The following is a 21157-nucleotide window of genomic DNA, read 5'->3' as shown; positions in this document are numbered from 1 at the left end:
ATCGGTCATTGTTGTTCCGACCGTATCGTCGACCGCCGCTTGTTCCTGCCGTCTACCGGTCACTCGACGGCGCCGGCCGGCTTGTCGCCCTCCTCGCCGGCCTCATCAGGCGTGACGTCGAGAATGGCGGCATGGTTGGTGATCTCGACTTTGCCCTTGCAGTCCTTCATGCAGGGATTCTTCTTCCAGAAGGCCTTCTCCGTCGTCTCCCGGTCATCGTCGTAGAACTTGCCCTGGTTGGGCAGCTCGACCTTCGGGAAGTTCTCCTTCGACAGGACATAGTCTTCCGGAACGACGTCGTTGAGATAGAGCAGATAGGCGACGATGGCATAAACCTCGTCCGGCTGAAGGGTCTGCGCGGCGCCGAAGGGCATGGCGCGATGCACGTAGTCGTAGACCGTGGAGGCATAGGGCCAGAACGAGCCGATCGTCTTCTCCGGCCGCTCCGATTTCAGCGTTCCCTGTCCACCGGCCAGCACCGGCCACCGCCCGACGCCTTCGCCGAACTCGCCGTGGCACATGGCGCAGTTGTTCTGGAACAGTTCCTCGCCTTGCGCGACGGAACCCTTGCCTTCGGGCAGGCCCATGCCGTCGGGCCGTACGTCGATGTCCCAGGCCTTGATCTCCTCGGGCAGCGCGGGGCGGCCGAGCCTGATCGTGTCGGCCGAAGCGGCACCGAGCCCCGCTGCACAAGCCGCGAACAAGGTCGCCGCGACGAAACCGAGCCTAGCTGACCTCGACATTCTCGGCCTCCCCGTTGCTCCGCACCAGCCAGGTCTGGATGCCGTTGTTGTGGTAGATCGAATTCGAGCCGCGCACGGCGCGCAGTTCCGCCTTGGTCGGCTGCACATAGCCCGTGTCGTCCATGGCGCGGGACTGGACCAGCAGTTCCTCGCCGTTCCAGTCGAAATCGAGATAGAAGCGCGTCATGGAGCGCGGCAGCGCCGGCCCTTCGATGCGGGCGGTCGTCCAGTTCTTGCCGCCGTCCAGCGAGACGTCGACGCGGGTGATCGTGCCACGCCCGGACCAGGCGATGCCGGAGACCACATTCGGTCCCCTGGCGCGCAGCGGCGCCTGCGGGCTCGGGTTCGTCACCACCGACTTAGCGTCCATGACGAAGGTGAAGCGGCGCGAGCGGCCGTCCGCCAGGAGGTCGGTGTATTTGGAAGTCTCCTCGCGCTGACCCCAGGGCTGGTCACCGATCTCGACGCGGCGCAGCCATTTGATCCACATATTGCCTTCCCAGCCCGGCACGACGAGACGCAGCGGATAGCCCTGCTCGGGTCGCAGCGCCTCGCCGTTCATCGCCCAGGCCACGAGGCAATCGTCCATCGCCTTCTCGATCGGAATCGAGCGCGTCATGGCCGAGGCGTCGGCCCCCTCGGCCAGCAGCCACTTGCCTTTGGGCTTCACGCCGGCCGCCTCCAGGAAAGCGCGCAGCGGCACGCCCGTATAGACGACGTTGTGGATCATGCCGTGGGTGTACTGGCAGCCGTTCAATTGCGCGCCGCGCCACTCCATGCCGCTATTGGCGGCGCATTCCAGGAAATAGGCGCGGTTGGTCCGGCCCGGCATGCGCTTGATGTCCTCCATGGTGAACACCAGCGGCCGGTCGACCATGCCATGGATCATGAGACGGTGTCGGGCGGGATCGATCTCCGCCTCGCCGCCATGGTGGCGCACAAAGCACAGGCCGTTCGGCGTGATGATGCCGTCGAGCGCATAGAGCGGGGTGAAGCTCACTGAGCTCTCGCTGCTCGCCGTCAGCCAGGTGACCTCACGGCGCACGATGTCCTTCTCGAAGGGCGAAGGCACGCCATAGGGATGGTTGTTCACGCCCGCGCCGAGCGCCTGCGTCCAGTTCGGAATGTTGACGATGTCGGGATCGGGGGTCGAGCCGGCTGCGGCCGGCCGCACGCCGGCGGCAACCACCCCCGCTCCCGCGCCGGCAAGGCCCGCGAGATTGAGAAAGCGGCGGCGATCGATCCGGGCTCCCGGCTTGGCTTCACTCATCGCATCCTCCCGGATGGATATTTGAATTCGTATTTATGAATATGATAGATGGAAATTCGCGCATGCGTGCAGCCTCAGGCACCCGTCACCTTCACGAAACTGGTCGGCTCGATCTTCACCGCCTTGGTGGCGGCGACATGCTTCTCGACCAGTTCCCAGATCGGCGGGCCTTCCACTCCCTGGTTCACGCTAGCCCAGCCGGCCACGGCATAGCTCTTGCTGGCCTCAATCGGCTTGCCGGATTTGAGATGCACCATGTCCGATATGCGCCTGCCGACAGGCTGGCTCACGTCGATCGCGTAGCCCATGCCGCCGACGCGCACCATGTCGCCGCCGCCCTGGAAATAGGGGTCGGGATTGAAGATGTTGTCGGCGACATCTTCCAGCACGTCCTTGAGCTGCTGGCCCGTCATCGTGTTGCGGTAACAGGCCGGATAGGTGATCGCGGTGGCGTTCGCGATCGCCTCGAAGGTGATGGGGTCGCCCGGCAGCAGGGTGCCGCCCCAGCGGAAGCCGGGAGAAAGCGCGATTTCCGCATCGCGCTCGGCGAGCATGGCCTGGCAGATCATGTCGTCGAAGGTGCCGTTGAAATTGCCGCGCCGGTACAGAAGGCTCTCCGCATGCCCAGCCACGCGCGCAAGATCGGCGGCGTAAGGAGCGCGCAGTTCCCGCACCAGCGCCGCCATCTCCGGGTCCGGCGCGATGGCGTCGGAGAGCACGGGGAGCAGCCCGTAGCGGAAGCCGGCGACCTTCCTGTCCTTGATCTCCAGATCGAGCCGCGACAGGAACTTGCCGTGCGAACCCGTGGCGATCAGGATCGTCGAACCGACGAGGATCGGCTTCGGCATGGCGTCGTGCGTGTGCCCGGTGAGGATCACGTCGATGCCCTTCACCCGCGCGGCGAGCTTGCGGTCGACGTCGAAGCCGTTGTGCGAGAGCAGGACCACCACATCGGCACCCTCGGCGCGCGCGGCCTCGACCTGCTTCTGCATGTCCTCCTCGCGCAGGCCGAACTCCCAGTCCGGGATCATCCAGCGCGGATTGGAGATCGGGGTGCGCGGGAAGGCCTGGCCGATCACCGTCACCTTCGCGCCGCCCCTCTCGAACATCTTGCGGCCTTCGAAGACCGGCTCCTGCCATTCGAGGCTGCGTATGTTCTGCGCCAGAAAGGCGTAGGGCGCGGCGTCCATGATCTCCTTGACGCGGTCGGCGCCGTAGGTGAACTCGAAATGGCCGACCATCGCGTCGGCACCGAGCGCGGCGAAGACGCGTGCCATGTCGCCGCCGCGGGACTGCAGCGAACTCCAGCTTCCCTGCAGGCCATCGCCGCCATCGAGCAGCAGGACGTTGCCGGCACCGCGCGATGCGCGGATCGCCTTCACCAGCGTGGCGAGCCGGTCGACGCCGCCCATGCGCCCATAGGTCCTGGCCAGCGCGTCGAAGTCGAGGCTGGTCAGCGAATAGGCATCGGCCCCGCCGGCGGGAACCTTGAAATAGGCCAGGAAAGCCTCGTCGACGAGGTGCGGCGGCAGTCCGCGCGCTTCGCCCACCCCAATATTGAGGGACGGCTCGCGGAAATAGATCGGTTCGAGCTGCGCATGCAGGTCGGTGGTGTGCAGGATGGTCAGCGTGCCCACCGGATCGAAGCGCAGTATGTCGTCCTGCATCATCTTTCCCAAGCGGGCGGCCTGGGCGAAGGCGCCGCGGTCGCCTGACGCAAGCGCGCCGGCGGCCATGGCGGCGATCACAAAATCGCGGCGTGAAATCATCGGAGGGAGCATCCCTGTTGGACGCCGGCGCGACGCCGGTGCGGACGGGTCAGGCGACGGTGAGCTTGGCGGTCGCGGTCTGCTCGGAGCCGTCGTCGTCCTTCCAGGTGAAGGTGAACTCTCCCGATTCGGATGCCTTGTAGAAGAACGCCTGGTATGGATTGGCCGAAACGGCGGTGAACCAGTTGGCCTCGAAGAAAGGCTTGCCGTTGAAGCTGGCGGTGAAGGTATTGATGATGGCACGCGGAATGGTCTTGCCCGTTGAATCCTTGCGCTGGCCGCTCTCCATCTCGTGCGAGATGAGTGTCTTGATCTCGATAATCTCGCCGGCCTTGGCCTCGGACGGCGCCTTGATGCGTGGCTTGGACTTGATGGCCATGATGGCGTTTCCTTGTCGTTTCCCCGGTTGTCGTTGCGTGCGGCCCTGAGGACCGGACGTGGCGCTCAGCCGCCGCAGCCGCCGATGGTGACTTTCACCTGCGCCTTGGCCGTGTGAAGCGCGCCGTTCGACATCTCGGCCACGGCGATCACGTTCTGCGTCTGCGCGAGGCGCATGCGGACGGAGGCCGCCGCCTTGCCGGATTGTGGGGTAAATCTGTACGTCACGACCTGCGGCAGCGGATTGCCGTCGGCGAAGACGTGAACCGCCTTGACATAGTCCTGCTCGGTCATGGGGCTTTCGACGTCGACGTTCAGCGGCACGACAAGGCCGTTCTCGGCGATCTCGGGCAGATCCAGCTTGATCTTGCCACCCGCCATCGGCTTGTCGCCATAGAGCTTCTTGAGCTCGGCCGCGACCGTCTCCTCGGTCGCCATGGCGAGGCGCGGAGCGAGCGCCGCCGCCAGCACGGAAGCCAGGCCGACTTCCATGATTTCCCGCCTCGACGGGGTCCAACTGCGCAGTTGCATTAAGCGTCCTCCTGTCGGCGACGGGCGCCAACATATTGTTCTTGATTGGATTTTTGTTCGTCAGCGCATCCTTTTCTGGTGACGAACTCACATATCGTGATATTAAATTTTTTGAATGTAAAGTGCTCCGTCAGACGATAGAGAAAACCTATCGCTGTCACTGCCGACCGCGGCCAATCCCATCGCGAGAATGGAAAGCCGCCGTTTCAAAGCCGGGGAAACACATGCCCAAGGACCCTATCCGACCCGAAACCAACCACCCGACGCGGCGATTCATCGCTGCTTTGCTGGCGTTCGCGCTCATCGCCCTCCCCCTTGTCCTGAGTTCGGCGCACGGTGCCGAGGATGAAAGCGAGAAGGAGATCGAGCGCTACCGGCAGATGATCGAGGACCCGATGGCCAATCCGGGCTACCTCAATGTCGATCGCGGCGAAGCCCTGTGGAGCGAGCCGCGCGGCTCGAAGAACGTCTCGCTCGAAACCTGCGACCTCGGCGAGGGTCCCGGCAAGCTCGAGGGCGCCTATGCCCATCTGCCGCGTTACTTCGCCGATGCCGACCGGGTGATGGACCTCGAGCAGCGCCTGCTCTGGTGCATGGAGAAAATCCAGGGCCTCGACATCAAGCCCATCGTCGCCAAGCCCTTCTCCGGCCCGGGCCGGACCTCGGACATGGAGGATCTCGTTGCCTTCATCGCCAACAAGTCCGACGGCATGAAACTCCACGTCGAGCTCGCGGCGCCGCAGGAGAAGGAGATGTACGCGATCGGCGAGGCCCTGTTCTTCCGGCGCTCTTCGATCAACGACTTCTCCTGCTCCACCTGCCACGGCGCCGAAGGCAAGCGCATCCGCCTGCAGGCCCTGCCGCAGCTCAACGTGCCCGGCAAGGACGCCCAGCTCACCATGAGCACCTGGCCGACCTACCGCGTCTCCCAGAGCGCGCTGCGGACCATGCAGCACCGCATGTGGGACTGCTACCGGCAGATGCGTATGCCGCCTCCCGACTACGGATCGGACCTCGTGACCGCGCTCACCCTCTACCTGACCAAGCAGGCCGAGGGTGGCGAGCTCAAAGTCCCGTCGATCAAACGCTGAGGGAGGCGCACATGCCGTTCAAACCGTTCATCAAACGCGCCACCCAGGTCGGAATCCTGGCGCTCCTGCCCATCGCCGCCATCGCCCAGCAGGCGTCGGGCGTCGATCCGGCCCGCGTCGACGCGGTGGTCAAGACCGGCTTCACCAAGCTGCCGGAGGGCTGGGGCCCGCGCCTGCAGCAGGATGAGACGCAACGCATCTGCTCATTGACGCGCAACGATCCTTCGGCCGAACAGGCCGCGGCGATCATGAAGGCGGAAGAGGCGCGCATTAAGCTTCCTGAAGGCCCAGTGATGGGCGACTGGAAGGAAGGCGCCAAGATCGCCCAGAACGGTCGCGGCGGGCAGTTCAGCGATCCGCCGGGCACGATCAGCGGCGGCAATTGCTATGCCTGCCATCAGCTCGATCCGAAGGAAGTGAGCTACGGCACGCTCGGCCCCAGCCTTTCCGGCTATGGCCGTGACCGCAAATTCGCTCCCGAGGACGCCAAGGCCGCCTATGCAAAGATCTACGATGCCCAGGCGTCCCTCGCCTGCTCCAGCATGCCGCGCTTCGGCGTCAACGGCGTGCTATCCGAGCAGCAGATCAGGGACGTCGTGGCCTATCTGTTCGATCCGGAATCGCCGGTGAACAAATAGACCTCTACAGCGCCTTGCGCGCCGCCATCCAGGCCTCGAAGCCGGTGCTGCCATAGGCCCCGGCTTCGACATAGCGGAACATGCCCAGGAATTCGGGCTTCGGCAGCAGGCCGGGCATGCGGGCGACCTCGGCCACCTTGCCGTCACGCAGGGCGAAGAACTGGAAGGTCGGCGTCGCGCGCACCGCGTACCGGCCCGCCAGCGTCTTCTCCGACAGCGTCTCGGCGTCGAAATCCGTCACCTCGCGCGATCCGTAGATGTCGAGATGCACGACGTCGAAATGGTCGCGCACATAAGTCTCGATGGCCGGATCGGCGAAATAGTCGGTGTGCAGCCGCTTGCAGAGCGGGCAGCCGCGCTGGCTCCATTGCAGGGCGAACCCCTTTCCCTTCGCCCGCGCCGCCGCCTGGTCCTCGGCGAGGTCGAGGAAGCTCTCCACATACCAGTCCTGTACGTAGAGCCCGTCATCTCCGAGGCGGGCGGTCGCGCGGGCGCGCGCAACGGGCAGCAGAGCCGCTCCCGCGCCGAGCGCGAGCGAACGGCGGGTCAGGCGCATATCCATGACCGGCTCCATCTCCGGGGTTTCAAGGCCATCGAGGGGCGCCTCATCCGATCGCGCCCAGCACCGGGAAGGCGTCGAGTAGCCAGGCGCCAAGTTGCGGCATCCACCCCCCGATGAAGACGATGCCGGTGGCCACCAGCAGAACGCCGGACAGCTTCTCGATCAGCCCTAGGCGCGAGCGCAGAGCCGCCGACCAGCGCAGGAAGCCGGTGGAGAAGGCCGCCGCCGCGATGAAGGGAAGGCCGATGCCCGCGGCATAGGCGGCGAGCAGAACGACGCCCTTGCCGAGCGAGTCCTCGGTTCCCGCGATGATGAGGATCATCGAGAGGATCGGCCCGACGCACGGCGTCCAGCCGAAGCCGAACGCAAGTCCGACGAGATACGCTCCCGCCAACCCGGCCGGGGCGCGCGCGATATCGGGCGAAGCTCGCCGGTAGAGCAAGGGAATGCGCAGCAGGCCGAGGAAATGCAGGCCGAACAGGACGAGGACCGCCCCGGCGACCATGGTAAGCGCCGGCGCATGCACGGCGAGCCACTGGCCGATCTGCGAGGCCGTGGCGCCGAGCAGGATGAAGACGCTCGAAAAACCGCCGACGAAAGCCGCGGAGAGCGCGATGAGCCGTCGGCGCGTCGTGCCGGATCCGGACTCCTGCGTCAGTCCGCGTCCCGCGCCGCCGAGAAAGCCGAGATAGGCCGGCACGAGCGGCAGCACGCAGGGCGATGCGAAGGAGAGAAGGCCCGCCCCGAAGGCCCCCGGCAGCGTGATGTCCAACGACACGGCATTTCCCCATGACCGGCGTTCCCGCTCTGCGGCGGATTGACAGTCGTATTCATATTCGAATGCGTATATATAATGAAAGCAGCGTAACGTCATCCAGCCGAGGCCATGCAAGGTCGACTTCACAACAAGATGAGCGCGAGGCGCGGCCTCGCGGCTCTGGGCGTCCTCGGCGCCCTGGTCGGCACCGGGCCTGCGGGCGCGGCCGAGCTGCTGGTCTTTGAGCGTCCGGGCTGCGCCTGGTGCCTGCGCTTCGACCGCGAGATCGCGCCGATCTACCCGAAGACCGAGGAGGGCCGCCTCGCGCCGCTGCGCCGGCTCGACATCGATGAGGGCGACGCCTCGGGTGTCGCGCTTACCGCGCCGGTGCGCTATGCGCCGACCTTCGTGCTGGTCGAGGAGGGACGCGAAGTGGGGCGCATCCTCGGCTATGCGGGGGAGGAAGCCTTCTGGGGCCTGCTGGCCGATCTGACAAAGAAATTGCCTGCGGACCCGTGATGCTTTTGCAGACGTGGCGAGTTCGATAGGCTGGAGTTGAAAGCGACGTGATAATGGCGGAAATCGTTTCGAAACGTATAGAGGACGAGCTGCGCGACGGGCCGGAGGTCTCCCCCGAGCTCGACCGCCTCATGCGCAATGCGCGGGAGGCGAGCGACTTTCTCAAGGCGGTCTCGCACGAAAACCGGCTGCTTCTCCTATGCCTGCTGGCGGAACGCGAGCGCTCCGTCACGGAGCTGGAGAACATCCTGTCGCTGCGCCAGCCGACGGTGTCGCAGCAGCTCGCAAGGCTGAGGCTCGACGACCTCGTCACCACGCGCCGGGACGGCAAGACCGTCTATTACAGCCTCGCCGACGAGGATGTGCGCCGGCTGATCGGGGTGATCTACGACATCTTCTGCGGAAGCAAGGACGACTGAGCCACATACGCGCCGGCCAAGACGGGCAAGAATGCCCGCGGGAGCCAGGTTACGGGAGGACCGGGCGCAATGGACGACCTCAATGCGTGGTGGGCGGCCCTCGCCGGCCTCGCCATCGGCGCCGCCGTGGGTTTCACCACCCGGCGCGCGCGCCTGTGCAGCTTCGGCGCCATCGAGGATGCGCTGGTGGGATTCGATACCCGCCGGCTGCGCGTTTTCGGCCTCGCACTCGGCATCGCCATCGCCGGCACGCAGTTCCTCGTCGTGGCGGGCCTCCTCGATCCGCGAGCGACATCCTATGTTCCCGAGGCGCTGCCTTGGATCGGCGTCGCGCTTGGCGGCGTCATGTTCGGCCTCGGCATGGCGCTGGTCGGCACCTGCGCATTCGGGAGCTGCGTGCGGCTCGGCTCGGGTGATCTGCGCAGCCTCGTCGTGCTGCTGGTCTTCTCGGCGACCGCCTACGCCATGCTGCGGGGCACGCTGGCGGCCTACCGCATCACCTTCGGCGAGGCCATGGCGCTCACGATGCCGCTCTCCGCACAGGCGGACCTGCCGGGCCTGATCGACCCGATCCTCGGCCTGTCCAGCCGCGCCGTTGCGGCGGCAGGCGTCGCCGCCGTTCTCATCGCCCTCGCCGTGATGGATATGCGCCTGCGGAAGGCGCGGCGCCTGCTGGCGGCCGGCATTGTGCTCGGCCTCGGCGTGGTCGCGGGCTGGCTGGCGACCGAACATCTGGTCGACGAGTTTGTGCACGCGGCCCGCCCCCAAAGCCTCACCTTCGTGGCACCGGCGGCGATCACGCTCTACGGACTGCTGCTCGACGGCACCATGCTGGTGAATTTTGGAACCGCTTCGATCATCGGCGTGATCGTCGGCGCCTTCGCCGCCGCGCATGTGGGCGACGAGTTCCGCTGGGAGGCCTTCGACGACGCCCGCGAGATGAGACGGCATCTGTTGGGAGCCGTGCTGATGGGCGTGGGCGGCGTGCTCTGCGGCGGCTGCACCATCGGCCAGGGGATCACGGCCGGATCGCTGCTCGCCTTGTCCTTCCCGCTCGCGGTGGCGGGCATGGTGCTCGGCGCCCGGCTGGGTATCGCGTTCCTGATGGAGGGACGAGCCTTCTTCTTTCTTCGTGCAAGCCCGCGATCAGCCGCGGGCCGCTCGCGGCTGGTGGGCGGGCGGCGCTCGCGATCCTGAAGCGGCACGCTCCGAGGCGAGAGACGCCCTGGATCACAAGAGGAAAATTGCCGTTCCGGCCAGGTCGTGGCTATGCACGCTCATTCGAGGCCGATGACGCCCGGCTCGCCTCGACTTCCGCCGCGGTCGGCAGGTCGGCGCCCCGACGGGTGACGGTGATGGCGGCGGCCGCCGTCGCATAAGCGAGCAGATCGGCGATCGCCGGCATGTCGAGTGAAGCGATCGCCTCCGGGTGGAGTCGCCCGGTCTTCGCGAGGCGGGCGAGCAGCGCCGCGTGGAACGTGTCGCCGGCCCCGACCGTATCCCGAACGGCGACCGTGCGGCCGGGCACGGCAATGCTGCCGGCTGCTGAGAAGGCCACCGCTCCCCTCTCCCCCTCGGTGACAACGACCAGCCGGGCGCCGCAGCCGAGCCAGTAGGCGGCGGCCTCGGCGACCGAGATCCGGCCACCCCAGGCGATGCGCACATCCTCGTCGCTGGCCTTGATCAGCGTCGCAGTCCGGTAGAAGCGCTCGGCGGCGACCGCCCAGCGTGCCATGTCGCCGACCACGGTCGGGCGCAGATTGGGATCGACGCTGATGACGCGCCGGCCTTTCTCGCGCTCGGCCAGCGCGGCGAAGGTGGAGCCGACGGGCTCGACCACCATGGTGTAGGAGCCGAAGGTCAGGGCCTCGATCTCCGGCGGCAGCTCCGGCGGCAGATCGGCGAGCTCGAGCGAGCGGTCGGCCGCTCCCTCGCCGTGGAAGCTGTAGCTCGGCTGGCCGTCGCGGGAGGTCGCGACGGCCGAGATGGTGGACAGCCGGTCGGTCCGCACCAGGAAGCGGCTGTCGACGCCTTCCCGGACCAGCGTCTCGGCGAGCAGCGCGCCGAAGCGGTCACGCGAGATGCCGCCGAAGAAGGCGGCCTCGACCCCGAGCCGCGCGAGGCCGATGGCCACGTTGAAGGGCGAACCTCCGGCGACGGCACGGGCCGGCATCTCGGTGCCCTCGGGCGGACCGACGAACAGATCGATCAGTGCCTCGCCGCACACGAGAATCATGGGTCGGCCCCTCTGCACGGACTGCTCGGCATGTGCGCCATCGCCCCTCGCATGTCAGCGTCCGCCATGGCCACCGGCAACATTGCGCATGATCGTGCGGCTCTCCCGATCCATGGTCCGCAGCAAGGTGGAGACGCGGCGTTTCGCGGCGTGAAGATCGGCCATCTCCGAGGCCGTCGGCATCGCGAGTTCACCAATGCCGGACATCGCGCCCATCGCGTCGGCGATGGACGGATATGCCTTGCCCGCGACGGCACCGAGCATGGCGGCGCCGAGCAGGACCGGCTCCGGCGTCGCCGGCAGGGCAACCACGAGCCCCGTCGTGTCGGCCATGATCTGGCGCGCCAGCCTGCTGCGGCTCGCGCCCCCGCTCATCACCATCATCTCGCAGCTCAGGCCGCGCGAGCGCATGACGTCGAGGATGTCGGCCACGCCATAGGCGAGGCCGCACAGGCCGGCGACGAAGAGCCGTTCCAGGCTGTCGATGCCGTCGTCCAGATCGAGCCCGGCAATGACGGCGCGCGCCTGCGGATCGGCATAGGGCGAGCGGTTGCCGAGGAATTCCGGGAGCACATGGATATCGCGCGCGAGCCGGGCGGCGTCAGCGGTTCGGGCGAAGCGGCCGGTGGCGCGCTGTTCAAGGAAATCGAGAAGGCCGAGCCCCTCGGCCTTTGCCGCAGCGGTCGCTTCGGCGAAGGCGGGATGCGAGCGGACGAGGTGGTCGATGCCCGCGCCAGCGGCGGACTGGCCGCCTTCGTTCAGCCAGAAGCCGGGAACCATGGCGGAAAAATACGGCCCCCAGATCCCCGTCAGGAAAGCCGGCTCCACCGTCGTCGCCATGATGCAGGCGGAGGTTCCCATGATGTAGGCGAGGCGGTCCTGCAGCCGGACCGGCTCGCCGTCGCGCCCGCGCCCGCCGATCGTCCCCACGCCGCCGGCATGCGCGTCGATCAGCGAGGCCCCGACCGGCGTCCCGGGCAGCAGGCCGAGCTCGGCCGCCGCCGTCTCGCTCAGGCCCCTCGCGAGCGGAGTGCCGGGCTCGACGATCTCCGCGCCGATCCTCGCGTGCCGATCCGCCACGAGTTCCGCGAGGCCGATCCGCTCGAAATAGGTGTCGCTCCAGCGGCGCTCGTGGCTCAGATAGGTCCATTTGCAGGTGACGGTGCAAATCGAGCGCGCCGTGCTGCCGGTGGCGCGAAAACTGAGGAAATCGGCAAGGTCGAGGAAGTGAGCGGCGCCAGCGTAGGACGCCGGCAGGTTCTCCTTCAGCCACAGCAGTTTCGGCGTCTGCATCTCGGGCGAGATGATGCCGCCGACATAGCGCAGCACATCGTCGCCGGTCTGGTTGATGCGTTGAGCCTGACCGGTCGCCCGATGATCCATCCAGACGATGACATTGCGCGCGGGATCTCCCGAGCTGCTGACCGAGACGGGATTCGCCCCAGCATCGAGCAGCACCAGCGAGCAGGTCGCATCGAAGCCGATGCCACCGATGGCCGATGCCGGCAATCCGGCGATCTTCATCGCCTCCCGGACGGCTTGGGCGCAGGCGTTCCAGATATCGGTGGAGGATTGCTCGACCACATCGCCGGCCTCGTGCCAGACCGCGATGGGATGGCGCGCGGTGGCGAGCAGCGTGCCATGCACGTCGAATATGCCGGCCCGGGCGCTTGCCGTGCCGACATCGACCCCGATGAATGCCTGCTGCATGGTCCGCTTGCCTCGCCGCTCCGGGTACGGACTCTACCAGCAGGTATAGCCACCGTCCGCGAGAACGATGCTGCCGGTCATGAGGCTTGCGGCATCCGAGGCGAGGAAGAGCACGACGGAGGCGATCTCCTCGACCTCGCCGAGCCGGCCCATCGGCGTGCCGCCGATCCAGGCGTCGTACATTTTCGGATTCGATTTCACGAATTCGTTCAAGGGCGTGGCGATATAGGTCGGGGCCACCGCATTGACCCGGACGCCGCGCGCGCCCCATTCCGCCGCCAGCGACTTGGTGAGGTGGTGCACCCCCGCCTTGGAGGCGTTGTAGTAGCTCTGCTCCTGCGGCTTGTTCACGATGAAGCCGGACATCGAGCCGATATTGACGATCGAACCGGATTTCGCGGCCAGCATGTGCCGTCCGACGGCGCGGCAGCACCAGAAGGTGCCGTTGAGATTGACGTCGATAACGTTCAGCCAATGCTCGTCGGTCACCGTCTCGGCCGGCGTCTCGCTACGGGCGATGCCGGCATTGTTGACCAGGATGTCGATCCTGCCGTGTTTCTTCACCACCTCGTCGGCGACCTCGGTGACGCGCGCCGAATTGGTGACGTCCATGATCACCACCTCCGGGTCGTAGCCCTTGGCCTGCATTGCGGCGCGGCCTTCCTCGGCGACCTTGGCGTCGAAATCCGCGATCACCACTTTCGCGCCGGCCTCCGCCAGCGCTTCCACGCAGCCAAGGCCGATGGCACGGCCGCCGCCGGTGACCAGCGCCGTGCGACCGGTGAGCTTGAACTTTTCGAGGTACATGGCGGGACTCTCCGGTTAGGCGGAAATCGTGTTGCCGTTGGCGTCGAAGCGGTGGATGCGCGCCGCATCGGGCCGGAGCCGGACGCTGTCGCCGGCCTTGATCCCGAGTTCGCCCGCGCCGCGCGCGGTGATGGTGCCGATCTCCGGCACCTCGACATAAAGGAAGGTGTCACTGCCGAGATGCTCGGCGACGGAGACGGTGCCGACCCAGTCGAGGCCGGTGGCGCCATCCGCCCCGCCGGGGTTGACGGCGACATGCTCGGGCCGCACGCCGATGGTGGTGGCGTCGAGCGCCGCGGCGGTCCTGCCGCCGACGAAGTTCATCTTGGGCGAGCCGATGAAGCCGGCAACGAACAGGTTGGCCGGGTGCTCGTAGAGCTCCAGCGGCGTGCCGTACTGCTCGATGCGGCCGGCGTTCAGCACCACGATGCGGTCGGCCATGGTCATCGCTTCGACCTGGTCGTGGGTGACATAGATCGCCGTCGTGTCGAGCTGGCGCTGCAGACGGGTGACTTCGAGGCGCATCTGTACGCGCAGGGCGGCGTCGAGGTTCGAGAGCGGCTCGTCGAACAGGAAGGCCTTGGGCTCGCGGACGATGGCGCGGCCGATGGCGACGCGCTGGCGCTGGCCGCCGGAGAGCTCGCGCGGCTTGCGGTCGAGATAGGGTGTGAGGTTGAGGATGGCGGCGGCGCCCTCCACCTTGCGCGCGATCTCCTCGCGCGGCCGGCCGGCCATCTTCAGGCCGAAGGCGATGTTGCCGCGCACGCTCATGTGCGGATAGAGCGCGTAGGACTGGAACACCATGGAAAGGCCGCGCTTGGCCGGCGGCACGGCGGTGACGTCCGCGCCGTCGATCAGGATGCGCCCGCCGGTGACGTCCTCCAGCCCGGCGATGAGGCGCAGCAGCGTGGTCTTGCCGCAGCCGGACGGGCCGACGAAGACCACGAAAGAGCCGTCGGCGATTTCGAGATCGGCGCCCTTGATGATGTCGTGAGCGCCGAAGGACTTCTTCACGCCTTCGAGTGTGATGCGGCCCATAACTGCCTTCCTGCTATTTGACCGCACCGAAGGTCAGGCCGCGGACGAGCTGCCGCTGGCTGAACCAGCCGAGGATGAGGATCGGGGCGATGGCGAGGGTGGAGGCGGCTGAGAGCTTCGCCCAGAACAGCCCCTCCGGAGAGGAATAGGAGGCGATGAAGACGGTGAGCGGCGCCGCCTCCGAGGTGGAGAGGTTCAGCGTCCAGAACGCCTCGTTCCAGGCGAGGATGAAATTGAGCAGCAGCGTCGAGGCGATGCCCGGCACCGCCATCGGCGTGAGCACGTGGATCAGCTCCTTCCCGATGGTGGCGCCGTCCATGCGGGCGGCCTCCAGGATGTCCTTCGGGATTTCCTTGAAATAGGTGAAGAGCATCCACACCACGATCGGCAGGTTGCCGAGGCAGAGCACCGCGATCAGCCCGAAGCGGCTGTCGAGCAGGCCGAAATCGCGGAAGATCAGATAGATCGGTACCAGCACGCCGACCGGCGGCAGCATCTTGGTGGAGAGCATCCACAGGAGCAGGTCCTTGGTGCGCCTGGTCGGCGCGAACGCCATCGACCAGGCGGCCGGGACGGCGATGAGAAGCGCGATCAGGGTCGAGCCGCCGGCGATGAGCAGGGAGTTCATCGCATGGTGCAGATAGTCGCTGCGCTCCTGCACCGTCGCGTAGTTCTCCAGCGTCCAGTGGAAGAACAGGAAGGAAGGCGGCGTCGAGAACGCCTCCAGCTCAGTCTTGAAGCTCGCCAGGATCATCCAGAGGATGGGGAAGAAGATCACGAAGCCGACCAGCCAGGCGGCCAGCGTGGTGACAAGGGTGCGGGTGGTGGAGGTCCTGCGTGCCATCGCTCAGGCCTCCAGGTTCCGGCCGACGATGCGGACCAGGAAGAACGCCAGGATATTGGCGATCACCACCGCGACGAGGCCGCCTGCCGAGGCGCTGCCGACGTCGTACTGGATCAGCGCCTGCGAGTAGATCAGGAAGGCGATGTTGGTGGTCTGCAGGCCCGGCCCGCCGCCGGTGGTGACGAAGATCTCGGCGAAAACCGTGAGCAGAAAGATGGTCTCGATCAGGATCACCACGGTGATCGGCCGCGCGAGGTGCGGCAGGGTGATATAGAAGAAGGTCGAGAAGGCTCCCGCCCCGTCCATCAGCGCCGCTTCCTTCTGCTCCTCGTCGAGCGACTGCAGCGCGGTCAGCAGGATCAGCGCGGCGAATGGCAGCCACTGCCACGCCACGATGAGGATGATGGAGAACAGCGGGTATTCGGCGAACCAGTCGATCGGCTGCATGCCGAGCGAACTCATGATCCAGGCGAACAGACCCGAGACCGGATGCATGAGCAGGTTCTTCCAGACCAGCGCGCTCACCGTCGGCATGACGAAGAAGGGCGCGATCACCATCAGCCGGACGATGCTGCGCCCGACAATGGCCTGATCGAGCAGAAGGGCGACCAGAACGCCGAGCACGATGGTGATGACGAGCACCGAGCCGACGAGGACCAGCGTGTTGCGCAGCGAGGCGAGGAAGGCCGGGTCGGTGAGGAAATACTCGAAATTCTCGAGCCCGACGAAGCGCTCCATTCCCGGATTGAGCAGGTTGTAGCTCAACAGGGAGAAGTAGATCGTCATCGCCAGCGGGACGATCATCCAGATGAGGAGCAGCACTACGGCCGGCGCAAGCAGCATGCGGCCGAGCGTCTGCGTCTGCTGGGTTGCCATGGTCGTCCTCGACGTCCTCGGAAGGGGAGCCATCCGGATGCGGGTCCGGATGGCTCAGGTTCCGCGGCCTGCGATAGGCCAAGGCCGCGGCGTCTCAGGGAGGAGAGGAACTATTTTATGTAGCCGGCGCGCTTCATCTCGCGCTCGGTCGCGGCCTGGGCCGCGATGAGCGCGGCGTCGATCTTGGCGGCGCCGGAAAGCGCGGCGGAAAACTGCTGGCCGACCTGGGTGCCGATGCCCTGGAACTCGGGAATGGCGGCGTATTGCACGCCGACATAGGGCACCGGCTTCACCGTCGGATGGTTGGGATCGGCGCTGTCGATCGAAGCCAGCGTCAGCTTGGCGAAAGGCGCGGCCTTGATATAGGCCTCGTTCCGATAGAGCGAGGTGCGGGTGCCCGGCGGCACGTTCGCCCAGCCCTCCTTGGAGGCGACGAGATCGGTATAGCCCTTGCCGGTCGCCCATTCGATGAACTTGGACGCGGCCTCGACCTTCTTGGAGCCGGCGGGAATGGCGAGGTTCCAGGCCCACAGCCAGTTGGCGTTCTTACCCAGACCCTTGTTCGGCGCCAGGGCGAAGCCGACCTTGTCGGCGACCTTGGAATCCTTGGGGTTCGTCACGAAGGACGCCGCCACCGTGGCGTCGATCCACATGGCGCATTTGCCGGCATTGAACAGCGCGAGGTTCTCGTTGAAGCCGTTGGAGGAGGCGCCGGGCGGGCCGGCTTCCCTCATCAGGTTCACATAGTCGGTCAGCGTCGCCTTCCACTCGGGACCGTTGAACTGCGGCTGCCACTTTTCGTCGAACCAGCGCGCGCCATAGGAGTTCGCCATGGCGGTGAGGAAGGCCATGTTCTCGCCCCAGCCGGCCTTACCGCGCAGGCAAATGCCATAGACGCCGGCGGACTTGTCGGTGAGTTTCTTCGCCGCGTCGATCACGAACTCCCAGCTCGGGCTCTCCGGCATGGTCAGCCCGGCCTTCTGGAACAGGTCGGTGCGGTACATGGTCATCGAGCTTTCGCCGTAGAAGGGCGCGGCATAGAGCGTGCCCTTGACGGAGACGGCGTCGGCGATCTTCGGCAGTATGTCCTTGGCGTCGTAGTCGGCGCTCAGCTTGTCGAGCGGGACGAGCCAATTCTTCTTGGCCCAGATCGGCACCTCATAGGTGCCGATGGTCAGCACGTCGAACTGCCCGCCCTTGGTGGCGATGTCGGTGGTGACGCGCTGGCGCAGCACGTTCTCCTCGAGCGTCACCCATTTCACATTGATGTCGGGGTTCTTGGCGGTGAAGTCGCTGGTCAGCGCCTGCATGCGGATCATGTCGCCATTGTTCACGGTGGCGATGGTCAGCGTGGTCTGCTGGGCGGCGACAGGCGTCGAGGCGAGAGCGGCAAGGAATGAGGCACCCAGAAGGGTGCCGATCATCGTCTTCATCATCTCCTCCCAGAGATATGAGCATATGCTCTATTGTTGAGAATATGCTCACACCGCTGCGGCAAGTTGTCAACGGCCAATCGGGAGGGCCGGGTGGCGGAATGCGGGAGCGTCATTCCGGTCGCTGAAGGGGAGAGTCAGGATCACGGGAAGGAGGCGCACGTTCAGTGCGCGATCGGGATCGGCCCGACGGCCGTTCGGGACGGCGAATGAGTCGTCAGCGCCCGAGCAGCGCCTTGGCCGTCGCCTCGTCGGTGATGAAGCCGTTGAGCGCGCCGCCCGTGAGCGCGGCGCGGATCGCCGGCACCTTGGCGCCACCAATGGCGGCGCCAACGGCCAGTGCTTCGGCCGGCACCGGGTGCGGGATGCTGGTGACGCGCTCATTCGAGCCGCCCTCGATGATGCGGCCCTGGGCATCATAGGCCCAGCCGGTCAATTCGCCGACCGCGCCGAACCGCATCAGCTCGAGCAGTTCCTCGCGGCTGATGAAGCCGTCGACATGGAGCTGCGCGCCCTGGTCGATCTGGCCGATGCCCATCAGCCGCAGATCCGCCTTCTCGGCGATGGCGCGGATGCGTGCGACCGAGTGGATCTGCAGCAATTGCTCCCGCTCGCTCGAGGAAGAAACGAACACCGGCAGCGGCATCGGATAATGCCGCGCCTTGGTGATGTCGGCGAGCCGGGCGACCGAATCGAAGACGCTCGCCGAGCCGTCGGGCGAGATGTTGCCGACCAGCGAGACGATCTGATGGTTCGGGCAATCCATCGAGCGCACCTGCTCGACCGCCGCGCGCATGGCGCGCCCGGTACCGAGAGCCACGATCGCCGGCTTGGTGGCGCCGAGCACGGATTCGAGCAGTGCCGCTGTGCGTTCGGCAATGCCGGTGAGCGCATGTGGCGCGGCCGGGTCGGTCGGCACGATCTCGCAATATTGCAGGCCGAAAGCCTCCTTCACCCGTGCCGCCAGCTCCATGCAGGCGGCGATCGGATGCTCGAGGCGGAAGGTGATCAGCCGCTCCGACAGGCACAGCGAGACCAGGCGCTGCGCGGTGGCGCGCGAGACGTTCAGCTTGCGGGCGATCTCGTCCTGGGTGTTGCCGGCGATGAAATAGAGCCAGCCGGCGCGGGCGGCGGCGTCGAGGCGCGAGGGCTCGGTGTCGGATGCGGCCATCAGCCGGCCGCCTGCTGTCGCCTGAAATCGCTCATCCGCTCGAACACCCGATCCGCGCCGGCCTCGATCAGCAGCGCCCGCCCGTCACGCGCCGCGTAATGGCTGCCGCCGACGAACCCCCATGCCGTCATACCAGCGGCCTTTGCCGCTTGCACGCCGCTGACGCTGTCCTCGATCACCAGGGTCCGATCCTGCGCCGCGCCCATGCGCGCGGCGGCATAGAGGAACAGGTCCGGCGCCGGCTTGCCGTTCGCGACCATCTGGGCGGTGAAGATTCGCCCGGAGAAGAGATCAGACAGGCCCGTCAGCTCCAGCGAGAATTCGACGCGGTCGAGATCGCTCGACGAGGCGACGCAATAGACGGCGGCGAGGCGACGCAGCACCGTCTCGATATTGGCGATGGGGCGCAGCTCGGCGGCGAAAGCCTGCCGCACGCGCGTCTTGAGCTCGGCCTGGAAATTGTCCGGGATCCTGAGCCCAGCGGCGCGATAATGCTCGGCGATCGTCGTCGTGCTGCGGCCCAGGAATGTGGCGAACACCTCTTCGAACGTCGTCTCGATGCCGTAGCCCCGCAACGTATCGATCAGGCAACGGCAGCTAATGAGCTCACTGTCGACCAGCACGCCGTCGCAATCGAAAATGACGAGGTCGAAGCTCATGTCGCCCAGGAGAGCCTTGCCGGAATCGCGAAACAGCCGCCGTCGCTCAGAGTTTTGAGCGGGCACGGGGCTAACCTTTAATATAGATCATATACCCATTGCTTGAGCAATCGCTCTCGCATAGCTCTCTGGAGAAAGGCCGAGGACCCGGCGGACCGGAGCGCACTGTCAGCTTGGCTGCGGCTGGCAGCCCGAGAGCGGACGCGCCGAAGGCGACCGGGGAGCAGATGCTGCCGATCATCATCTGCTGTTCTACGTCAGCAATCGATCCAGAAAGCGCTGCGCGCGGGCTGAGCTTGGCGCGGAGAAGAACTGTTCGGGGGGCGCCTCCTCGACGAGCCGCCCCTCGTCCATGAACAGGATGCGGTCGGCGACCTCGCGCGCGAAGCCCATCTCATGGGTCACGACGATCATGGTCACGTCGCGCGCGGCGAGGTCGCGCATCACCGCCAGCACCTCGCCGACCAGTTCGGGATCGAGCGCCGAGGTCGGCTCGTCGAACAACAGGATCTCAGGCTCCATCGCGAGCGCGCGGGCGATCGCGACACGCTGCTGCTGTCCGCCTGATAGCTGGGCGGGATAGGCGTCCTGCCGGGCCGCGAGGCCGACGCGCGACAGCATCGCCTCGGCCTTGGCCTTGGCCTCGCCGCGCGCGAGGCCCCGCACTATGGTGAGGCCCTCCATGACGTTCTGGAGCGCGGTGCGGTGCGGCCAGAGGTTGAACTGCTGGAACACCATGCCGAAGCGAGCCCGCTGGGCACGCACGAGTCTCGCCGGAAGCGCCCTCTCGACGCCGGCCACGTCATGGACGCCCAGCCGCTCGCCCGCGAGATAGATCGCGCCGGTGGTCGGCGGCGCCAGCCAGTTGAGGCAGCGCAGCATGGTGGACTTGCCCGAGCCCGACGGCCCGAGCACGCACACCACCTCGCCGCGCGCCACCTCGAAGGACACCCGGTCCACCACCCAGCGGTCGGCGAACATCTTCGAGATGGCGTCGACGCGGATCAGCGGCGTGGCCGCGCCTGCATTGCCGGTCACGATACGGCCCTCCGGTAGCGTGTCAGATGGTGCTCGAGCCGGCGCATGGCGAATTCGAGCGCGGTCAGGCAGACCCAGTAGATGAGTGCCACGCCGGCCCAGACCTCGAAGGGCATGAAGGTGCGCGAGACCACCTGCTTGGTGATGTAGGAAAGCTCCTTCACCGAGATGATGGACAGGATGGCGGTGTCCTTGGCGAGGCCGATCAGCAGGCCGACCAGCGCCGGCAGCGCGATCGCCGCGGCCTGCGGCAGCACGATGCGCCGGGCGACCGCGAAGCGTCCGAAGCCGATGGCGTTCCCGGCCTCGATCTGCCCGGCCGGTATGGCCGCGACCGCGGCCCGGATCGCCTCGGCCATGTAGGGCGAATAATAGAGCGTCAGCGTCAGGATGCCTGCGGCGACCGCCGAGAGCCGCAGCCCGAAGCTCGGCGCGACGAAATAGATGCAGTAGAGCAGCACCAGGATCGGCAGGCCGAGGATCAGCTCGGTATAGAGCCGGACCAGGCCGCGCAGCGGCCGCCAGGGGCTCGCCGCGGCGGCCTGCAGGACCACCGCGGCGGCGAGCGCGCAAAGCGCCCCGAGCAGCGTCAGCCAAACGGTCTGCGCGAGACCGTCCAGGAACTGCGGACCATATTCGATGAAGACGGCGAGCGTATCCTCCATCGG

General features: G+C 66.7%; 23 protein-coding genes. 5 read left to right on the top strand and 18 right to left on the bottom strand.

What is annotated here, in order from left to right:
• Positions 1–59: 59 nt before the first annotated feature.
• The 5 genes from U742_RS0103710 to soxY all read right to left on the bottom strand — a co-directional run bounded on the left by U742_RS0103710 (position 60) and on the right by soxY (position 4691).
• Positions 60–743 (bottom strand): c-type cytochrome, encoded by a 684-nt coding sequence (locus tag U742_RS0103710; protein ID WP_029350173.1) that lies wholly within the window; start codon positions 741–743, stop codon positions 60–62.
• Entirely contained in the window at positions 727–2013 is a 1287-nt protein-coding gene (gene soxC, locus U742_RS0103705; RefSeq protein ID WP_029350171.1) for a sulfite dehydrogenase, read from the bottom strand. Before soxC ends, U742_RS0103710 begins: the two co-directional genes overlap by 17 nt.
• A 74-nt stretch (positions 2014–2087) precedes the next feature.
• Positions 2088–3782, bottom strand: a complete 1695-nt coding sequence (gene soxB, locus U742_RS0103700) for a thiosulfohydrolase SoxB (RefSeq protein WP_029350169.1) — start codon at positions 3780–3782, stop codon at positions 2088–2090.
• Between the two features lie 49 nt (positions 3783–3831).
• Positions 3832–4161, bottom strand: a complete 330-nt coding sequence (soxZ, locus tag U742_RS0103695; protein ID WP_029350167.1) for a thiosulfate oxidation carrier complex protein SoxZ — start codon at positions 4159–4161, stop codon at positions 3832–3834.
• A gap of 65 nt (positions 4162–4226) precedes the next feature.
• Positions 4227–4691 carry a thiosulfate oxidation carrier protein SoxY gene (gene soxY / locus U742_RS0103690; protein ID WP_029350165.1) on the bottom strand — a complete coding sequence of 155 codons (465 nt, stop codon included), beginning with the start codon at positions 4689–4691 and terminating at the stop codon, positions 4227–4229.
• Between the two features lie 224 nt (positions 4692–4915).
• Here soxY and soxA point away from each other — a divergent pair, with 224 nt between their 5' ends.
• Together soxA and soxX are read left to right on the top strand one after the other, a co-directional pair.
• Positions 4916–5782: a sulfur oxidation c-type cytochrome SoxA gene (soxA, locus tag U742_RS0103685; RefSeq protein ID WP_051660836.1), complete on the top strand. Its 867-nt coding sequence runs from the start codon at positions 4916–4918 to the stop codon at positions 5780–5782.
• An 11-nt stretch (positions 5783–5793) separates the two neighbouring features.
• Positions 5794–6420, top strand: coding sequence for a sulfur oxidation c-type cytochrome SoxX (soxX, locus tag U742_RS0103680; protein WP_029350161.1), 627 nt, complete (start codon positions 5794–5796; stop codon positions 6418–6420).
• 4 nt (positions 6421–6424) lie between these two features.
• On the opposite strand, the gene U742_RS0103675 is transcribed toward soxX, so the two are convergent.
• The gene (locus tag U742_RS0103675) at positions 6425–6982 is read right to left on the bottom strand and encodes a SoxW family protein (protein WP_029350159.1); all 558 of its coding nucleotides are present in this window, start codon (positions 6980–6982) and stop codon (positions 6425–6427) included.
• Between the two features lie 43 nt (positions 6983–7025).
• Complete coding sequence (locus tag U742_RS0103670; protein ID WP_029350157.1) at positions 7026–7760, bottom strand: cytochrome c biogenesis CcdA family protein; 735 nt, start codon at positions 7758–7760, stop codon at positions 7026–7028.
• A gap of 132 nt (positions 7761–7892) precedes the next feature.
• Between U742_RS0103670 and U742_RS0103665 the strand changes: the two genes are divergently transcribed.
• From U742_RS0103665 to U742_RS0103655, 3 genes are all read left to right on the top strand, one after another.
• Positions 7893–8258: a thioredoxin family protein gene (locus U742_RS0103665; RefSeq protein ID WP_248310246.1), complete on the top strand. Its 366-nt coding sequence runs from the start codon at positions 7893–7895 to the stop codon at positions 8256–8258.
• Between the two features lie 53 nt (positions 8259–8311).
• Positions 8312–8677 carry an ArsR/SmtB family transcription factor gene (locus tag U742_RS0103660; protein WP_029350153.1) on the top strand — a complete coding sequence of 122 codons (366 nt, stop codon included), beginning with the start codon at positions 8312–8314 and terminating at the stop codon, positions 8675–8677.
• 69 nt (positions 8678–8746) lie between these two features.
• Positions 8747–9874 carry a YeeE/YedE family protein gene (locus U742_RS0103655; protein ID WP_029350151.1) on the top strand — a complete coding sequence of 376 codons (1128 nt, stop codon included), beginning with the start codon at positions 8747–8749 and terminating at the stop codon, positions 9872–9874.
• 70 nt (positions 9875–9944) lie between these two features.
• Here U742_RS0103655 and U742_RS0103650 read toward each other — a convergent pair whose 3' ends face one another.
• The 11 genes from U742_RS0103650 to U742_RS0103600 all read right to left on the bottom strand — a co-directional run bounded on the left by U742_RS0103650 (position 9945) and on the right by U742_RS0103600 (position 21154).
• The gene (locus U742_RS0103650) at positions 9945–10913 is read right to left on the bottom strand and encodes a carbohydrate kinase family protein (RefSeq protein ID WP_029350150.1); all 969 of its coding nucleotides are present in this window, start codon (positions 10911–10913) and stop codon (positions 9945–9947) included.
• Positions 10914–10967: 54 nt separating this feature from the next.
• Positions 10968–12623, bottom strand: a complete 1656-nt coding sequence (locus tag U742_RS0103645; RefSeq protein ID WP_029350149.1) for an FGGY-family carbohydrate kinase — start codon at positions 12621–12623, stop codon at positions 10968–10970.
• A 33-nt stretch (positions 12624–12656) separates the two neighbouring features.
• Entirely contained in the window at positions 12657–13430 is a 774-nt protein-coding gene (locus tag U742_RS0103640; protein WP_029350148.1) for an SDR family NAD(P)-dependent oxidoreductase, read from the bottom strand.
• 15 nt (positions 13431–13445) lie between these two features.
• Positions 13446–14468 (bottom strand): ABC transporter ATP-binding protein, encoded by a 1023-nt coding sequence (locus U742_RS0103635; protein ID WP_029350147.1) that lies wholly within the window; start codon positions 14466–14468, stop codon positions 13446–13448.
• A gap of 13 nt (positions 14469–14481) precedes the next feature.
• Positions 14482–15312, bottom strand: a complete 831-nt coding sequence (locus tag U742_RS0103630) for a carbohydrate ABC transporter permease (protein ID WP_029350146.1) — start codon at positions 15310–15312, stop codon at positions 14482–14484.
• Between the two features lie 3 nt (positions 15313–15315).
• Complete coding sequence (locus U742_RS0103625; protein WP_029350145.1) at positions 15316–16188, bottom strand: carbohydrate ABC transporter permease; 873 nt, start codon at positions 16186–16188, stop codon at positions 15316–15318.
• Positions 16189–16298: 110 nt separating this feature from the next.
• Positions 16299–17621: an ABC transporter substrate-binding protein gene (locus tag U742_RS0103620; RefSeq protein WP_029350143.1), complete on the bottom strand. Its 1323-nt coding sequence runs from the start codon at positions 17619–17621 to the stop codon at positions 16299–16301.
• Between the two features lie 217 nt (positions 17622–17838).
• Positions 17839–18792, bottom strand: a complete 954-nt coding sequence (locus U742_RS0103615; RefSeq protein ID WP_029350141.1) for a sugar-binding transcriptional regulator — start codon at positions 18790–18792, stop codon at positions 17839–17841.
• Positions 18792–19451 carry an HAD family hydrolase gene (locus U742_RS0103610; RefSeq protein ID WP_029350139.1) on the bottom strand — a complete coding sequence of 220 codons (660 nt, stop codon included), beginning with the start codon at positions 19449–19451 and terminating at the stop codon, positions 18792–18794. Before U742_RS0103610 ends, U742_RS0103615 begins: the two co-directional genes overlap by 1 nt.
• Before the next feature lie 252 nt (positions 19452–19703).
• Entirely contained in the window at positions 19704–20489 is a 786-nt protein-coding gene (locus U742_RS0103605) for an amino acid ABC transporter ATP-binding protein (RefSeq protein ID WP_029350137.1), read from the bottom strand.
• On the bottom strand, positions 20486–21154 hold the full coding sequence (locus tag U742_RS0103600) for an amino acid ABC transporter permease (RefSeq protein ID WP_029350135.1): 669 nt from the start codon (positions 21152–21154) through the stop codon (positions 20486–20488). Before U742_RS0103600 ends, U742_RS0103605 begins: the two co-directional genes overlap by 4 nt.
• Positions 21155–21157 lie beyond the last annotated feature (3 nt).

The organism is Allobosea sp. 117 (assembly GCF_000702305.1).
Taxonomy (GTDB): Bacteria; Pseudomonadota; Alphaproteobacteria; order Rhizobiales; family Xanthobacteraceae; genus Ancylobacter.
Note: the sequence above shows the minus strand (reverse complement) of the source record. Positions and strands in the feature narration are given on the sequence as shown.

Coding starts and splice junctions, on each gene's coding strand:
- U742_RS0103610 (WP_029350139.1), bottom strand. CDS start 19,451: ATGAGCTTCGACCTCGTCATTTTCGATTGCGACGGCGTGCTGGTCGAC.
- soxC (WP_029350171.1), bottom strand. CDS start 2,013: ATGAGTGAAGCCAAGCCGGGAGCCCGGATCGATCGCCGCCGCTTTCTC.
- soxB (WP_029350169.1), bottom strand. CDS start 3,782: ATGATTTCACGCCGCGATTTTGTGATCGCCGCCATGGCCGCCGGCGCG.
- soxX (WP_029350161.1), top strand. CDS start 5,794: ATGCCGTTCAAACCGTTCATCAAACGCGCCACCCAGGTCGGAATCCTG.
- U742_RS0103625 (WP_029350145.1), bottom strand. CDS start 16,188: ATGGCAACCCAGCAGACGCAGACGCTCGGCCGCATGCTGCTTGCGCCG.
- U742_RS0103630 (WP_029350146.1), bottom strand. CDS start 15,312: ATGGCACGCAGGACCTCCACCACCCGCACCCTTGTCACCACGCTGGCC.
- U742_RS0103635 (WP_029350147.1), bottom strand. CDS start 14,468: ATGGGCCGCATCACACTCGAAGGCGTGAAGAAGTCCTTCGGCGCTCAC.
- U742_RS0103620 (WP_029350143.1), bottom strand. CDS start 17,621: ATGAAGACGATGATCGGCACCCTTCTGGGTGCCTCATTCCTTGCCGCT.
- U742_RS0103650 (WP_029350150.1), bottom strand. CDS start 10,913: ATGATTCTCGTGTGCGGCGAGGCACTGATCGATCTGTTCGTCGGTCCG.
- U742_RS0103615 (WP_029350141.1), bottom strand. CDS start 18,792: ATGGCCGCATCCGACACCGAGCCCTCGCGCCTCGACGCCGCCGCCCGC.
- U742_RS0103675 (WP_029350159.1), bottom strand. CDS start 6,982: ATGGATATGCGCCTGACCCGCCGTTCGCTCGCGCTCGGCGCGGGAGCG.
- U742_RS0103655 (WP_029350151.1), top strand. CDS start 8,747: ATGGACGACCTCAATGCGTGGTGGGCGGCCCTCGCCGGCCTCGCCATC.
- U742_RS0103665 (WP_248310246.1), top strand. CDS start 7,893: ATGAGCGCGAGGCGCGGCCTCGCGGCTCTGGGCGTCCTCGGCGCCCTG.
- soxZ (WP_029350167.1), bottom strand. CDS start 4,161: ATGGCCATCAAGTCCAAGCCACGCATCAAGGCGCCGTCCGAGGCCAAG.
- U742_RS0103640 (WP_029350148.1), bottom strand. CDS start 13,430: ATGTACCTCGAAAAGTTCAAGCTCACCGGTCGCACGGCGCTGGTCACC.
- soxY (WP_029350165.1), bottom strand. CDS start 4,691: ATGCAACTGCGCAGTTGGACCCCGTCGAGGCGGGAAATCATGGAAGTC.
- soxA (WP_051660836.1), top strand. CDS start 4,916: ATGCCCAAGGACCCTATCCGACCCGAAACCAACCACCCGACGCGGCGA.
- U742_RS0103645 (WP_029350149.1), bottom strand. CDS start 12,623: ATGCAGCAGGCATTCATCGGGGTCGATGTCGGCACGGCAAGCGCCCGG.
- U742_RS0103710 (WP_029350173.1), bottom strand. CDS start 743: ATGTCGAGGTCAGCTAGGCTCGGTTTCGTCGCGGCGACCTTGTTCGCG.
- U742_RS0103660 (WP_029350153.1), top strand. CDS start 8,312: ATGGCGGAAATCGTTTCGAAACGTATAGAGGACGAGCTGCGCGACGGG.
- U742_RS0103600 (WP_029350135.1), bottom strand. CDS start 21,154: ATGGAGGATACGCTCGCCGTCTTCATCGAATATGGTCCGCAGTTCCTG.